Genomic DNA, 15,411 nt, shown 5'->3' on the forward strand with positions numbered 1-15,411 from the left:
TTTACCTCATGTTTCTTAGATTTTCTTTTAGGAGGGATTGGTAATGCCGCGAGACATGAACCTCCTTATGCGTCTGATAAAAGGAAATGGTGCCCGTTCCTGAAAAGGACTTGTCCACTGAGTAAATCTGACGGATGTTTGCGATCGTTGACTTGGAAACTCGACTAAAATAGCGAGGCAGGATGGACTCCAACTCATAAAGTTTGAGACGTACTTCATAGGCTTCTTTCTGGTTATGAGCGTAGATCTTGCTCCCTTCTGTTTCAAAGAAGAGAATTTCTGACAGGTCTAAATAATATTCACCTGTCCCCTTGTAAAAAGTCAACCTCGGAGCCTTTGACTCTTGCAAGAGTCGTTGCAAGTCCGCAATTTCATCTGTCAAAGTGGGGGTCTTGATGACAATTTCAGTCTCCTCTAAATTGCCGTCAATCTCAATTCGTAACTTCATCACATCTCCTTTCTGACTCTACTATATCAAAGCTAAGATGGGAAAACAAGGGCAAAAAAGCAAGTGGTAAAATTAAAGTAGCAAGTGGTTGTAAGACTAGCTTGACTTACATATCAGAATAGGAAGAAAAGACCTCCCCACGCAAGACCACAAGCATAGCCAACCAAGACATCCTTGGGATAATGAACACCACCTAGCACTCGGACCAAGGCTAAGATTCCTGAGCAAATAAGCAAGATCGTTCCGATAAAAGTCCAAGCATGGAAACAGGCCATAGAGATGATAGTTGCTGAAAAGACGTGGCGACTGGGCATAGACTGTCCCGAACTATCCTTGTCAAGTAATGGGTCGATGTCCCAAGTTTCGTAAGGGCGCGGGTGATTGATTTTCTTACGAAACAGGGACAAGATAACAAATCCCGAGGCGGGGACAAGCAAATAGACCCCGACTTGCTGACCAAGTCCTAGCTGCAGGTAAGTGGTGACTAGCAAGGCCAGATAGACCATGGGCATAGCTACTGTCATCAAACGATTGAAACTGCGTAACAGAAATAAAAGGGTGGGATGGCTAGTTAGTTTGGAGCTGATGTTTCTATACCATTTTTGATAATTTTTCATTTATTCTTCTCATTCATTACTTTTTTGTCTCTATGTGAGGCGCTTGCCTTCTAGTATAGTGCAGAAAAAGAAGGCCGTCAAGCCTTCTTTTGATTTATTCTGCGGCTTCATCTTCTGTAAATTGACTGTTGTACAGGTCAGCGTAGAAGCCACCTTGTTCCATCAGTTCCTCGTGATTGCCTTGTTCGATGATATTACCATCTTTCATGACAAGAATCAAATCAGCATTACGGATGGTTGACAAGCGGTGGGCGATGACAAAGGAAGTTCTTCCTTCCATCAAACGGTCCATAGCTTTTTGGATCAATTCCTCCGTACGGGTGTCAACAGAAGAGGTCGCTTCATCCAAAATCAAGAGCGGCGCGTCTTTCAACAAAGCACGAGCGATGGTCAAGAGTTGTTTTTGTCCGACAGACAAGGTCACGGTGTCGTCCAAGACGGTATCATAGCCATCTGGCAAGGTCATGATAAAGTGGTGGATTCCCACAGCCTTGCTGGCTTCCATCATTCGTTCATCACTGATGTCTGTCTGATTGTAGATGAGATTTTCTCGAATGGTTCCTTCAAAGAGCCAAGTGTCCTGCAAAACCATTGAAAAGGCATCGTGCACTTCTGAGCGCTTTATGTCCTTAGTATCCACACCATCGATACGGATACTTCCCTTATCAATCTCATAGAATTTCATCAAAAGATTGACAATAGTTGTCTTACCAGCTCCAGTCGGTCCAACAATCGCAACCTTTTGACCAGCATGAGCTATCGCAGAAAAGTCATGGATAATGGTGCGCTCTGGTGTATAGCCAAAGGACACGTGATCAAAGACTACTTCCCCTTTCATGTTGTTCAATTGTCTGTCCTTATGAGATTCATCCTGCATCTCAGCTTCAGCTAGAAATTCTAATACACGAGTCATGGCTGCACTCGCTTGTTGCAAGCTCGTAATCCCTTGGGCAATTTGAGATAAGGGTTGTGAGAAGGTACGCACATAGACCATAAAGGCTACGATAATCCCGATACTGATATGTCCCTCTAACGCTAGCGCGGCCCCTACGATGATGACCAAAACATAACTAAAGTTCCCAACAAAGATCATGGCTGGCATCATAATACCAGAGATAAACTGAGATTTCCAGATACTGTCGTGCAAATTTTGGTTTAAACCTGCGAATGTTTCTTTCGTAGCATCAACGGCATTATAGCTCGTTACCACATTGTGTCCCGAATACATTTCCTCTACATAACCATTCACAGCTGCGAGATTATTTTGTTGGGCTTTAAAGTAACCTTGTGACTTAGCCATAATGACAGAAACGGCCACAAATCCTAGTAAGGTTGAGACAACAGTTACCAGTGCTAAAATCCAGTTCATCCCAAACATGGTAATCAAAACAGCAATCAACAAGAAGCTAGCTGAGAGCACTGTTCCTAGACTTTGGTTGAGAGATTGAGCTGCTGTATCCACATCATTGGTCACGCGCGAAAGGGTGTCCCCTTGAGAATGACGGTCAAAGTAAGCAAGTGGCAAACGATTGATTTTTTCAGCGATTGCCGTCCGCAAGCGTTTTGAAAAATGTTGAATACTCGTTGAAAAGATATAGGCCTGTGTGTAATTAAGGATGGCTCCAAACACATATAGGACAACTAGAAATCCAGCAATGTTTGAGATGGCTACCAAGTCAATTCCTGTCATCAAGCCATCTGAAATCAAGTTAGTAATTTCTTTAATCTTAGTTGGCCCATAAACGGTAATGATGCTTGAAATGACTGCAGCCACAACTGCTATTAGGAGAGGGAGTTGGAGGCCTGCCATATAAGGTTTGCACTGTTCCCAGACCGACACTTTTTTATTTTCCATGTTCCAATTCCTCCTTCGATAGTTGTGAGTAGGCAATTTCTTGGTAGACTTCGTTGGTGGCTAGAAGTTCCTTGTGGGTGCCTTGTCCCACGACTTTTCCCTGATCCAATACTAAGATCAAGTCTGCATCCATAATGGTAGAAATCCGCTGCGCTACGATGAGTTTGGTCATGGATCGTGTTTTTTGAGCAAGTTCTTGGCGCAAGATCCGGTCTGTCTTGTAGTCCAAAGCTGAGAAAGAGTCATCGAAGATAAGAATCTCTGGCTTACGAGCCAAGGCACGCGCAATGGCCAAACGCTGTCTTTGCCCCCCTGAGAAGTTGGTCCCACCTTGGGCCACTTCTGAGGCAAGACCTGCTTCCTTATCCTCGATAAAGGTTTTAGACTGGGCCAATTCCAGAGCTTGCCACATGGCAATCTCGCTTAGAGGAGTTTCTTGGCTCTTACCAAAGTCCAAGTTCCCCTTGACATCTCCAGAAAAGAGGACAGCTTTTTGTGGAATATAGCCGACCTTATTGCGCAAATCTACCAAATCATAATCTTGAACATTAACTCCGTCCACTAGGATTTCTCCATCTGAAACGTCGTAAAAACGAGGCAAGAGGTTGACAAGTGTAGATTTACCAGAACCAGTCGATCCGATGAAGGCCACGGTTTGACCCGCCTCTGCTTTGAAAGTGACATGTTCTACGACTGCTTCAGAGTTTTTAGAGTAGCGGAAAGTCACATCACAAAATTCCACTCGTCCCTGAACTGAAGAATCCGCTGTCTGTGGGTGACTAGGATTTTCAATAGAAGAGTGCAGATCCAACACTTGATTGATACGGCCTGCAGAAACCAAGGTACGAGGAAGAACGATAAAGAGTGCCCCCATGAGAAGGAAGCCCATCACGATCTGCATAGCATAGGACATAAAGACCACCATATCACTAAAGAGCGGCAGACGTTCAGTCAAACTTGCATCGTTGATGATATAGGCACCAATCCAGTAAATGGCTAAACTTAGTCCACTTGAAATGGCCATCATAATCGGGTTCATAATAGCCATCAATCGGTTGACAAAGAGATTAAGACGTGTCACCTCATCATTGGCTGCTTCAAATTTCTTATCCTGATAATCCTCAGCATTATAGGCACGAACCACTCGAATCCCTGTCAGACTTTCACGGGTGATGCTGTTAAGCTTATCCGTCAGTTTTTGAATGACAGATTGTTTTGGAAAGGCTAGAGTCATGAGAACAGTGGTCATCAAGACATTGACAATGACTGCAACCACTACTGCCCAGAGCCAGTATTCTGACTTCCCAAGGATTTTTCCGATGGCCCAGATGGCCATGATAGGCCCACGAGTCACTACCTGTAAGCCCATAGTAAAGAGCATCTGTATCTGCGTAATATCATTAGTCGTCCGAGTCAAGAGGCTTGGGATTGAAAATCGCTTGATTTCTGTCTGTGAAAAGTCCAAAACCTGATGAAACACGTCACTACGTAGATGAGTTGTATAGGATGCTGCAACGCGAGCGGCAAAGAAACCAACCATAACAGATGATAAGAAGGCCAATAAAGACAAACCAATCATCTTCGCAGCTGGTGACCAGAGCTCACCCAACTGCGTTCCGGGCGTTCCGAGTAATTCTGTAATTTGTGAAATATAGGTCGGCACCTCTAACTCGAGATAGACCGAGAAACAAGTGAATAAAATCGTAAGAACGATCATCCCCCACTCTTTTCCTGTAATACGTTTAGCGAGTTTCTTCATCCTCTCCTCCTATCTTCTCAACATTTTCTTGCAACTGACCGAGAACCTTTTCAAAGATTTCCAAATCCGACTTTGAAACACCCTCTAGCAGACTCTGATCGATCCGATCAAAAAATGCCTTAACTTTTTGCATCTGAGATCGTGATTTGTCGGTCAAACGAACAAATTTTGCTCGTTTATCACTTGGACTGGCCTCTAACTCGACCAAACCATTTTGTACCATACGCTTGACCAAGTTACTGGCCACAGATTTAGTAATATTGAGTTCTTGTTCAATATCCTTGATAAGCGTTAATTCTTGATCATGCTCACGATGATCTAAAATCCGTAGGACCTGTCCTTGCGGTCCACCCATAAATTCAATGCCACATCTCTTGGCTTCTTTCTGTACCATCAGATGAACCTGGTGCCCAAAACGCTTAAAGACCAACATCGGTTTATCCATGATTGCTCCTTTCTAACCCTTGTATTTAGTTCTCCTAGGAACTAAATAAGTTTCCATGAGAACTATTTTATCACTTCCAGAAGAAATGTCAAGAAAAAAGTTTCCTTGAGAACTATCTTAGTCAGAATTGACATCAGCAGATATTTTCTCTATAATAAGCACTAACTACTGTGGATTGATATCCATTCACTCGATGAAGGGAGAAAACTTTCAAATGAAACCAGAAGAACAAAAAATTTTAGGGATTTTAGCAACCATTTTTGGAGCCATCGCACTTTTAGGTTCCTGGATTCCATTTGTTAACTATCTGTCATTTTTCATCGCCATTGTTGCATTTATCTTGGGAATTATCGGCCTTATCGTCAACCTCAAAAAACGAAAAACAATGGCCATTATCGGAACATCCCTCGCAATTGCTTCAGTTGTACTTTTCTTTACGACCCAGATACTGTACGCTAATGTCTACAAAGAGTTTGTCAGGGAGTTTAACCGTTCCTATAGAGAGGCAAGTTCCTCAATGGAACGCGAAGAAGAAAGCGGCTTGACAGATGATAGCAACGATTTCATCCCTGAAGAGGAGGAAGAGGATTCCTTCACTTGGACCCAAGAACAGTTCGACGCTTTAATTGAAGGTGACCTTGATAACAAAGGAAAAGGTGGTACCAATTACAAGGATATTATCAACAAACACGGAAAGCCAGATTCCGAGTTTGACTTCACTCTTGGGGGTTACAATACGAAAAAAATCACCTATATCTCCATTGGAGACAAGACCAAGACTGTTACCTTAACTTTTGCAAAACAGGACAATGGACAGCTCTTGCTCGTCCAAAAACATGCAGTCGGTCTAGATCTAGAAAAAAACCAGCAACAAAGAGATTCTGGAACCAGAATCTAAGTTCCAATATAAAAAAACGAACAGTTAATAAAACTGTTCGTTTTTCTATTAGAATCCATCTACATTGGTATAGATCTTTTGTACATCTTCGTCGTCTTCAAGAACGCTGTAAAGTTTTTCAAAGGTTTCCAAATCTTCACCTGACAACTCAACTTCTGACTGAGGAATCATTTCCAATTCAGTCACTTGGAATTCTTGGATACCTGACTCACGAAGGGCAACGATAGCCTTGTGAAGGTCAGTTGGCGCTGTGTAAACAGTGATTGTTCCATCTTCTGCTTCTACATCATCCACATCCACATCTGCTTCAAGCAACAGTTCAAAGATGGCATCCGCATCTTCACCAGCAAATACAATAACACCTTTGTTATCGAAGAGGTAAGAAACTGAACCTGAAGCACCCATGTTTCCACCGTTTTTACCAAAAGCTGCACGGACATTGGCTGCGGTACGGTTGACGTTTGATGTCAAGGTGTCTACGATTAGCATCGAACCATTTGGTCCAAAGCCTTCGTAACGTCCTTCTGTAAAGGTTTCATCTGTGTTTCCTTTTGCTTTATCAATCGCTTTATCGATAACGTGTTTTGGCACTTGGGCTTGTTTGGCACGGTCGATAACGAATTTCAAAGCAGTGTTTGATTCTGGATCTGGATCACCTTTTTTAGCTGCTACATAGATTTCTACACCAAATTTTGCATATACTTTAGAGTTAGCTCCATCTTTAGCCGTTTTCTTGGCTACGATATTGGCCCATTTACGTCCCATTAGGAATCTCCTTTTTTCACATTTTAATCTTTCTTATTATAACACAAGTTTTTTCGATTTTCACTAGAGGAAATGGATTTTATTTAGCAAATCAAGCTAGGATGGTACTTTTGTTGCCAAGATTTCCTTGCCTTCTTTTATCAAGGGGTGACGGAAAAGCGAGAAGTAAAGTTGTATGGTCATGGCAACCCAGATGAGAGGTTCACAAAGGATGACCCCCCTATAGCCTGCCCAAGGGATAATCAAGACCACAAAAGCAATTTTACCGATTAGTTCGATAAAACTAGATACCAGAGGAAGGACTTTTTGACCCAAACCCTGTAAACAATTCCGATAAATCAACAAAAGGCTCAAAATCGGATAAAAGGCTGAACTAATTTGCAGGTAGAGGCTACCATTTTCGACCAAGTAACCATCCGTTGAACTGGCCAAGAAGGAAATCAAGGTCGGACTAGCAAACAAGAGAAAGATACAGATAAAGCCTGCCCAGGACATACTCAGGCGACTGCCAATTCGAAGACCTTGAACAATGCGATCTGGTCGCTTAGCCCCAAGATTCTGAGAGGCAAGGGTCGTCATGGCAGAAGAAATAGCCGTCATGGGAAGAAGAGCAAAAGCCATAATGCGTCGCGCCGCTGTTTGCGCACTAATAATCACTGCTCCAAAAGTATTGACAGACGACTGTAAAATCACACTACCAATGGACACAATCGAACTCATCAATCCCATAGCCAAACCTTGCTCCAAGAGATCTGCATACAGGGCCTTGTTCCATTTAAAATGCTTGAGTTGAGGGAGCAGTTCCGGAACGCTCTTGCGGATATAATAAAAGCAAAGAACCGCTGATAACCCTTGTGAAATAATAGTAGCAAGTCCCGCAGATTGAACTCCCAGTTGCAGTTGCGTAATAAAATAGAGATCCAGAATCACATTGACCAAGGCAGAGAAAATCAGAAAACCAAGCGCAGCCAGACTATCACCAATAGACCGCAACAAGCCTGCAAAGAGATTATAGGCAAAGCTGACGCCTACACAAGTCACAATCATAGAAATATATTGATAGGATTGGGGGAGGATTTCTACAGGAGTATCTAAATATTGCAAGAGTGGATACAGACCGACAAATCCCATCAGCATAACCAGAATGCTCAAAAGAGTACCTAGAATCCAAGTCGCTGCTACTGCTTCCTTGATTTTAGTGAAATTACGAGCCCCATAATAGCGGGCAATGACAATCCCCATGCCATTTCCAACACCAAGCGTAAAGCCTATAATCAAGTCAAAAATGGCAGTTGTCGCCCCTACTGCTGCCAAGGATTCTTGGCCAAGAAAACGCCCAACAATCAAGACGTCCGCAGTGTTATAGAGCTGTTGGAAAATATTAGACAGCAAGATTGGAAAGGCAAAGCTTAACAGCGCAGGAAGAATAGGACCATGTATCAAGTCCACGGATCGTTTCTTATTCATAAAGCTATTATATCAGCTTTCTAGAGGAGCGACAAGGCTCTATCACTAAGTTTGCAATCAATTGCTTACAGAGAGACAATTTGCTATAATCAAGAAAAGGAGGTCACTTATGAGTTTGACCAGTCAATTAATAACCGATGCATTTCCAGATCTTGATAAGGTTGAAAAGCTAAACAAGGAAGCATTCCCCGAGGAAGAACGAGTCCCTCTGTCAGAGTTTTTACGCTATCAAGATCGAGAAGACGCCCACTTTTTTGCCTTTTATAACCAAGAAGAGTTTGTCGGCTTTGCTTTCTCTATTTCCAACCCAAAGGCCTTCTATATCAGCTTTTTTGCCATCATGCCCCACTTGAGGAGCCATGGGTACGGAAAGGAAATCATCGAAAAGCTGACAGATTTTTACCAGCGAACCATGTTGCTGGAAGTCGAGCGCTTGGATGAAGAATGCGATAACTTGGAGCAAAGAAAGGCCCGCATGGACTTCTATCGACAAAATGGCTTTAAAACAGCCAATGCTTTTCTAGAGTACGATGATTTGAGTTTTGAAATTCTCTACCGTGGCGACTATTTTGACGAAGAAGCCTATCGCGACATCTTCCAAAAGTTACAGGATGAGCATTATTTTGACTTTCATATCGAGTATCGTCGTTTTAGTGACCATTAGTTCTTTCATCTGAAACAAACATAAAAAGTAGCAGTTCATTATCTGCTACTTTTTATGTTATTCTTCAATTTCGATTTCAAGTCCATCACCTAGGTCAAGCGTTACTTCTTGGTTAGGTGCTAGATCTTCCGCAACAGAGGTAGGAGTTGTCCCTTCTTCATCTTCAATCAAGCCATATTGAACACGGACTTGGTGGTCAATGGCATCAAAGATTTCTGGGTGATCCGCCAAGTATTTCTTAGCATTTTCAGATCCTTGTCCGATTTTTTCACCCTTGTAAGAGTACCATGCTCCCGCTTTTTGGATAATATCGAGATCACTTGCAATCTTCAAGAGCTCACCAGTCTTAGAAATTCCTTCTCCGTACATGATTTCAACAAAGGCTTCCTTAAATGGAGGAGCCACCTTATTTTTAACAACCTTAATCTTGGTTTCCTTACCGACATTGGTATCTTTTTGGTCACCAGTTCCCTTGATTTGCGTACTTCCACGAACATCCAAACGCACCGAAGCATAAAATTTCAGAGCACGTCCACCAGGTGTTGTTTCTGGGTTTCCAAACATGACCCCAACTTTTTCACGCAATTGGTTGATAAAGATAGCAATTGTTTTGGTTTTATTGATAGAAGCTCCGAGTTTACGCATGGCCTGGCTCATCATACGAGCTTGCAAACCAACGTGACTGTCTCCAATATCCCCATCAATTTCCGCACGAGGCACAAGGGCCGCAACCGAGTCGATAACGACGAGGTCAACTGCACCTGAGTCAATCAATTTCCCTGCAATTTCAAGACCTTGCTCACCTGAGTCTGGTTGTGATAAGAGCAATTCGTCAATATTCACACCAAGGGCTGCTGCATAGGCTGGATCAAGTGCGTGTTCCGCATCGATAAAGGCTGCAATACCGCCTTCTTTTTGAGCTTGCGCAACAGCGTGAAGGGCAACGGTTGTTTTACCAGATGATTCTGGTCCATAGATTTCGATGATACGTCCCTTAGGATAACCACCTGAACCAAGAGCAATGTCCAGAGCCAATGAACCTGAACTCATCACTTGAACTTTTTGCTCTGCACGCTCGCCCAAGCGCATGATTGAACCCTTACCAAAGTCTTTCTCAATCAATTTAAGAGCATCGTTCAATGCTTTTTCACGGTCTGCTCCAAATTTTTTCCCAATTTCATCTAATTTTTTTGTTGGTTTTTTCGCCATTTTGTTCTCCTATATTCTACTGGTCCTTAGACCTATCTTTCATTATACCAAAATTTAGTCACTTAATAAAGCCTTGCGAACTAGGTTAAAGGCATGCATGACCGCAATCTGTCGAACATCTGCTCGACTCCGTCCTGCGATATTAGCCTTGATCACCTCTGTCCCTTTTGCATGTGCCAGTCCAATAAAAACTGTACCAGCTGGATGACCCTCTAGGCTATCTGGTCCAGCCACACCCGTCAAACTAACTCCGTAGTCAGACTGAGTCTTAAGTCGTGCCTGCTCTGCCATTTTTCGAGCCGTAAACTCAGAAACGACCCCGTATTCTTTTAGCTCTTGCTCGGCAATTTCCAGCATCTTGGACTTTTCTTCTAGACTGTAAGTGACAAAACCGCCATTAAAGATGGCAGAAACGCCTGAAAAGTCTGCTAATGTCGCTTGAAAGAGACCTGCCGTCAAGCTTTCTGCCGCAGTAATGCTTTTCTGTCTCTTCTTAAGCTCTTCTACAACGACACTTGCTAGGCTGGTCTCCTCCCCATATCCATAACAGATGTCTCGTAGAGAAATTCCCTCGAAAGTTTGGCGACTCAAGATTTGACTTTCTAGGATATCCAGTGCTTGATCAGCCTTTTCTTGACTGACTGCTTTTGTGGACAAACGCAAGGTCACTTCTCCCGTCTTGGCATACGGCGCCAAAGTCGGATCCGTCTGATGGTCAATCAAATCCGCCAAAATGGTCACCAACTGACTCTCCCCAATTCCAAAGAAACGGAGCACTCGTGAGTATAACTTGGTACCAGTCATTAACTTGGGTAAGAGTTGATTTAAGACCATGGGTTTCAACTCACTTGGCGGTCCTGGAAGGACCACGTAGGTTACGCCATCCACTTCCGACACCCCTCCGACTGCTAAACCTGTTTCATTTGGCAGTGGAGTTGTCCCTTCCACAATTTGGGCTTGGCGCTCATTATTCGGTGTCCGAGCATAGTCAGGTCTATGAGCAAAGAAAATATCCAATTTCTCTTGCGCTTGAGGGTCAAACACTAGATCTTTTCCTAAAAATTTTGCCAGGGTTTGTTTGGTCAAATCATCCTCAGTTGGTCCCAAGCCCCCTGTCAAAATCACAAGATTACTACGTTGGCTCGCAATTTCAAGCAAGGACAAAAGACGAGCTTCATTATCTCCAACAGCTGTTTGGAAGTAGACATCTACCCCGATTTCGGCTAGTTTCTCTGATAAAAACTGAGCATTGGTATTGACAATCTGCCCTGTTAAAATTTCTGTTCCGACAGCAATAATTTCTGCTTTCATGTTTCCTCCTACTTATCTATTCGAATTTTTTTGAAAAAATCGCAGGAAATTTCCCACGATTTGATTCTTAGTTTTATTCTATCTCTTCGTTTGAAGCATTTGTGGAAGGTGCTGTTCGACCATAAAGATTTTCATACAGAACAGCGTTGGTCTCCAGCTCCGTCACATCTTCTCTCCCTAGGGAACGGCGCAAGAGATTTTGCATTTCTAGCATATGCTCTCTCGTTACGATTTGGTAAGAGATTCCCTGTAATTCTTCGCCCTCACCACGAAGTTGAAGTGTCTCAATATTTTTAAAAGAATCTTGATAACCAAGTAATTGAGGTACGCTTTTCGCTGAAAGGTCTATGTTGGTCTGCATATTTTCACTGAGCGCTTTTAGGATTGCCTGATAATGACTGATGCTATTCAAACTCAAGACTTTTTCCACAATTTTTTGAATGACTTCACGTTGACGTTTTTGACGACCATAATCCCCTTCAGGATCCTGATAACGCATCCGTGAGTATACCAAAGCTTCCTCACCATTCAAAGTCTGCTCACCGACTCCGATTGAGATTTTATTAAACTCCTCTTGGTCAGTAATGGAAATTGGGAAACCAAGTGTGTTATTTACTGTGATTCCCCCAACTGCATCAACTAGCTGTTGCAATCCCTTCATGTTAACCATGACATAACGATCGATATGGATATTCATCATTTTTTGAATAGTTGAAATAGCCAACTCTGCACCACCATTGGCATAGGCAGCATTGAGTTTTGCTTCCTGAATTTGTCCTTTCCCAAGATCAATCTTAGTCAAAATATCACGTTCCAAACTCATCATAGTGGTTTTCTTGGTTTTGGGATTGACTGTCAAGAGAATCATGGAATCGCTGTTCCCTACCCAAGGATCAAGACGTTCCTCATTTCCCGTGTCCACCCCCATCAAGAGAATAGTTAGAGGTTCTGTCGCTTCAATAACGTTGGTTTCTTCACCAATTTTCTTATAAGTTTTTTTACTTAAGGTTTCTGTTCCTTGATAATAAATAGTATAGGCATAAGCACCCACACCTAAAGCTGTTACTGCTAGAAAAGCTAATAGCATTCCGATTATTTTTTTTACCATCTTATCACTTATCTATCAGTCTACCCATCAGGTAAACGTCTAAAAATATCCCTTCTTCTAAATAGGCTCCTCTTTCTTGTAAGCCTTCTGTAACAAATCCAAATTTTGAATAGAGGTGGATAGCTGCCTCGTTGCGCTTTTGTACACTGAGCTGCAACCGATGCAGAACTCCACTAGTTTTAGCCCACTCAATACCTTCTTCAAGGAGTATGCTTCCTAAGCCATGATTCCAAAACTTCCTTTGGATGACCAAAAAGATATCCCCGATGTGACGAATCCGTATACGTTGCTCTGCCGTGATGTTCAAAACACCTGCAATTTCATCATTCAGGAAGGCTAGGAGAGTGATTTGATTATCTGAAGTCGCTTGCTTTTCAATAAAAAGCGCCATTTCAGATTCTGTCATCAGGATACCATTTTCATCCAAACTGGTGAAATCTGTCTCCTGACCAACTAGATCCAAGAATGCAACCAAAGCAGCGGCATCATGAGATTCAGCCTCACGAATACAAAGTTCATACTCCATCTTGAAGCTCCTTAATCAGTTGTTCAGCACGAGAACCCTGAGCGGTAAAATAGAGGCGACGACCTTCAGCTTCTTTCAAGAGTTCCAACTCCAAATAGGAATCTGGTAAATCCTTACCCAAAAGATGGCCCCACTCAATAACGGTCACACCACCACCGAAGAGAAACTCATCCAAGTCAATAGAATCAGCATCCCCTTCAATCCGATAGACATCCAAGTGGTAAAGTGGCAAACGACCTTCATACTCTCTCACGATGGTGTAAGTTGGACTTTTTATCATCTGACGAATACCCAAGCCCTTGGCAAGACCCTTAGTAAAGGTTGTTTTACCAGCACCCAGTTCTCCAGACAAGATCAAAACATCGTTTTTTTGGAGTAAGGTCCCTAGGCGTTCTCCCAGATTGATCAGCTCTTCTTCATTTTTTGTGTACATGCTACTATTATACCAAAAAGTTCTATTTTATGTAAATTTTCTTTACAAACTTACTATAACAAATTTGGTGAAATAGGGAATTTTTATTGATAGAAAAGCGTTTTTAGAAGAATATACACATGGCGCTAACAAGTAAAATATCTCGGATTACGTGCCCGTAAAAGGAAAATTCTCTTCTCATAGATTTTGGAAACAGAAAACGAGCAAAAATGAATCCCAAACCGACATAAAAAACAATGGATAAGACTGTTATTGGATTTCTCAAGAATAGCAAGGTTGCCAAAACTGTCAGGACAACTGTTTTTTTCTTATCGAGAGTAGTTCCTAAATCTCGGCTGTACTTTTCAAATGGTAAAAAGACAAGTAAATCAATCCCAAATAAGAAAAAGAAGGAGGGCAAGAAAAGATCTACTAACTCTTGCTGAAAAGCTGTCCGTGTTAAAATAGTCTCCGACAATACCAGACAGACACCTACTAGGTTTAAGACCAACAAGGTACTATAAAATAGTTTCACTTTTTTCTGACTGTTTATAATGCTATGAACATCCTGATCTCGAGTATAAAAGAAATTCATGCCCGCACACAGACCTGATGCCAATACGATAAACACTAGAAAATAAGCGCTTGACTGCTTTAAGGTTAAGATGGTTCCCTTCCACAGCAAGCAGCTACTCAGACTAATCTGGATCAAAACCAGTAACAATAAGATGCGAATTGATTTTATCATTTTCAGTACCCCCTTCGTATACATGATTATACTCTGCAAGAAAGATAAAATCCCTCCCCTCTTCTCAAATGTCCTATTTTAACGCTCAACTGACAAAAATCTGAAAAAGCAAGTCATTAAGCTAGTTGTTCTAGCTTTCTAGTTAAATAGTTACGATAAAGATTCAACCGTTCAATCAACTCTGTTCAGATACTACATTCTCTCAACTTTCTGAAATTTCCTCATATTTTCGTAACTTTAACAAGCATATCATTTGTAAGCCTACCTCCTAGACTATCAAAAAGAGGAAGACCAGTCTGATCTTCCCCAAGGTTTCGGTAGAAAATAAGAGCATCTCCTTTCAAATAAAACGAAAGGATGAATGATACGGATTCATGTACAATCTCCTCATTCGGATATAGACCGAAGTCTATCTCTTCAGCGTCTACTTGTTTCTTTTGTTTATCAATGTTAATTTTGATAAGTCTTGTGTAGTGCTACTAAAGTCAACAGTCATTTTGTCAGTTGCTGACTCTGAAGCCACTAAATCACTTGAAACTGCTTGGCTAGCGCTGAGAGATTCTGTTATCACTAAACTTTGAGAAGACGATTCAGAAGCAGATAGACTAAGGGAGTGTTCAAATGACAGACTGTGAGACACCGACTCCAATACAGAGAAACTATGTGATAAGGATACCTCTTGACTTAGAGACTCTTCTACATATACACTGTGCGAAGCTGAGACTGAAAGGCTTGCTGAAACTGACTCTGAAGCTGCTTGACTCAAAGACTCTTCTACGTAGAGACTGTGCGAGGCAGAAGCTGAGGCTGAAACAGAAAGGCTTGCTGAAACTGACTCTGAAACCGACAGACTATGAGATTGTGAAGCTGCTTGGCTCAAAGACTCTTCTACATGTACACTGTGAGAAGTTGAAGCTGAAACAGACAAGCTAATGGATGCCGACTCTGAAACCGACAGACTATGAGACAGGGAAGCTACTTGACTCAGAGACTCTTCTACGTAGAGACTGTGCGAGGCAGAAGCTGAGGCTGAAACAGAAAGGCTTGCTGAAACTGACTCTGAAACCGACAGACTATGAGATTGTGAAGCTGCTTGACTCAAAGACTCTTCTACGTAGAGACTGTGCGAGGCAGAAGCTGAGGCTGAAACAGAAAGGCTTGCTGAAACTGACTCTGAAA

The 15,411-nt window shown here is 42.2% G+C and carries 15 protein-coding genes and 1 pseudogene; 2 read left to right on the forward strand and 14 right to left on the reverse strand.

Annotated elements, in window-relative coordinates:
* Position 1: 1 nt before the first annotated feature.
* From B7709_RS04245 to B7709_RS04265, 5 genes are all read right to left on the reverse strand, one after another.
* Positions 2–448, reverse strand: a complete 447-nt coding sequence (locus B7709_RS04245) for a LytTR family DNA-binding domain-containing protein (RefSeq protein WP_000776591.1) — start codon at positions 446–448, stop codon at positions 2–4.
* 113 nt (positions 449–561) lie between these two features.
* Positions 562–1,065: a phosphatase PAP2 family protein gene (locus B7709_RS04250; protein ID WP_084971856.1), complete on the reverse strand. Its 504-nt coding sequence runs from the start codon at positions 1,063–1,065 to the stop codon at positions 562–564.
* Between the two features lie 94 nt (positions 1,066–1,159).
* Positions 1,160–2,920, reverse strand: a complete 1,761-nt coding sequence (locus B7709_RS04255; RefSeq protein ID WP_084971857.1) for an ABC transporter ATP-binding protein — start codon at positions 2,918–2,920, stop codon at positions 1,160–1,162.
* Positions 2,910–4,679: an ABC transporter ATP-binding protein gene (locus tag B7709_RS04260; protein WP_084971858.1), complete on the reverse strand. Its 1,770-nt coding sequence runs from the start codon at positions 4,677–4,679 to the stop codon at positions 2,910–2,912. The genes B7709_RS04255 and B7709_RS04260 overlap by 11 nt, the downstream gene beginning before the upstream one ends.
* Complete coding sequence (locus B7709_RS04265; protein ID WP_084971859.1) at positions 4,663–5,124, reverse strand: MarR family winged helix-turn-helix transcriptional regulator; 462 nt, start codon at positions 5,122–5,124, stop codon at positions 4,663–4,665. Before B7709_RS04265 ends, B7709_RS04260 begins: the two co-directional genes overlap by 17 nt.
* A 193-nt stretch (positions 5,125–5,317) precedes the next feature.
* Between B7709_RS04265 and B7709_RS04270 the strand changes: the two genes are divergently transcribed.
* A complete protein-coding gene (locus B7709_RS04270; protein ID WP_084971860.1) occupies positions 5,318–6,022 on the forward strand; it encodes a DUF308 domain-containing protein in 705 nt (234 codons plus the stop codon).
* 48 nt (positions 6,023–6,070) lie between these two features.
* Here B7709_RS04270 and B7709_RS04275 read toward each other — a convergent pair whose 3' ends face one another.
* Together B7709_RS04275 and B7709_RS04280 are read right to left on the reverse strand one after the other, a co-directional pair.
* Positions 6,071–6,787, reverse strand: a complete 717-nt coding sequence (locus B7709_RS04275; protein ID WP_084971861.1) for a YebC/PmpR family DNA-binding transcriptional regulator — start codon at positions 6,785–6,787, stop codon at positions 6,071–6,073.
* A 96-nt stretch (positions 6,788–6,883) separates the two neighbouring features.
* Complete coding sequence (locus B7709_RS04280) at positions 6,884–8,254, reverse strand: MATE family efflux transporter (protein WP_084971862.1); 1,371 nt, start codon at positions 8,252–8,254, stop codon at positions 6,884–6,886.
* A 109-nt stretch (positions 8,255–8,363) separates the two neighbouring features.
* Here B7709_RS04280 and B7709_RS04285 point away from each other — a divergent pair, with 109 nt between their 5' ends.
* Complete coding sequence (locus B7709_RS04285; RefSeq protein WP_084971863.1) at positions 8,364–8,918, forward strand: GNAT family N-acetyltransferase; 555 nt, start codon at positions 8,364–8,366, stop codon at positions 8,916–8,918.
* Positions 8,919–8,975: 57 nt separating this feature from the next.
* Here B7709_RS04285 and recA read toward each other — a convergent pair whose 3' ends face one another.
* From recA to B7709_RS04320, 7 genes and pseudogenes are all read right to left on the reverse strand, one after another.
* A complete protein-coding gene (gene recA / locus B7709_RS04290) occupies positions 8,976–10,127 on the reverse strand; it encodes a recombinase RecA (protein WP_084971864.1) in 1,152 nt (383 codons plus the stop codon).
* Between the two features lie 54 nt (positions 10,128–10,181).
* Positions 10,182–11,438 (reverse strand): competence/damage-inducible protein A, encoded by a 1,257-nt coding sequence (locus B7709_RS04295; RefSeq protein WP_084971865.1) that lies wholly within the window; start codon positions 11,436–11,438, stop codon positions 10,182–10,184.
* Between the two features lie 73 nt (positions 11,439–11,511).
* Positions 11,512–12,546, reverse strand: coding sequence for a glycopolymer--peptidoglycan transferase LytR (lytR, locus tag B7709_RS04300; RefSeq protein ID WP_084971866.1), 1,035 nt, complete (start codon positions 12,544–12,546; stop codon positions 11,512–11,514).
* 4 nt (positions 12,547–12,550) lie between these two features.
* On the reverse strand, positions 12,551–13,072 hold the full coding sequence (locus B7709_RS04305; protein ID WP_084971867.1) for a GNAT family N-acetyltransferase: 522 nt from the start codon (positions 13,070–13,072) through the stop codon (positions 12,551–12,553).
* Positions 13,062–13,505: a tRNA (adenosine(37)-N6)-threonylcarbamoyltransferase complex ATPase subunit type 1 TsaE gene (tsaE, locus tag B7709_RS04310; protein ID WP_084971868.1), complete on the reverse strand. Its 444-nt coding sequence runs from the start codon at positions 13,503–13,505 to the stop codon at positions 13,062–13,064. Before tsaE ends, B7709_RS04305 begins: the two co-directional genes overlap by 11 nt.
* 103 nt (positions 13,506–13,608) lie before the next feature.
* A complete protein-coding gene (locus tag B7709_RS04315) occupies positions 13,609–14,232 on the reverse strand; it encodes a hypothetical protein (RefSeq protein WP_084971916.1) in 624 nt (207 codons plus the stop codon).
* Between the two features lie 424 nt (positions 14,233–14,656).
* Positions 14,657–15,411: pseudogene (locus B7709_RS04320) on the reverse strand (hypothetical protein); the annotation flags it as partial.

The sequence above is a fragment of the Streptococcus oralis subsp. dentisani genome (genome assembly GCF_002096335.1).
GTDB lineage: Bacteria > Bacillota > Bacilli > Lactobacillales > Streptococcaceae > Streptococcus > Streptococcus oralis_Z.